The sequence below is a fragment of the Mesorhizobium sp. M1A.T.Ca.IN.004.03.1.1 genome, assembly GCF_003997555.1.
Classification (GTDB): Bacteria; Pseudomonadota; Alphaproteobacteria; order Rhizobiales; family Rhizobiaceae; genus Mesorhizobium.
Map to the genome: position 1 here is coordinate 1 of NZ_RZTV01000292.1, position 274 is coordinate 274.

The following is a 274-nucleotide window of genomic DNA, read 5'->3' on the forward strand; positions in this document are numbered from 1 at the left end:
GTCGTGGTGGGGTGCGGGGCTTGGCTACAGTTATGCGATGAAATCTAATTCCCTTTTTGCCGGGCAAACACACGATGTCACGGAAATGTCACCATTGATTTTGGAGATGTCCGGTAGGTCCACGTTGGCCATTGGATCGGCAGGAAGCGAACGCATACTTGGTTCGCTGACTTATCTGCTGTTCCTGAAGCTTGGGCTTGGGTTCAAGGAAGACATGGCGGATTTGCTTGCGAAGCCCCGAGTGTTTCCGAAGGACGGCAAGCTGCGAATGCAC

1 pseudogene is annotated in these 274 nt (G+C 53.3%); it reads left to right on the forward strand.

Annotated features, from left to right (window positions below):
• Positions 1-274, forward strand: a pseudogene (locus tag EOD29_RS36630) (gamma-glutamyltransferase); the annotation flags it as partial.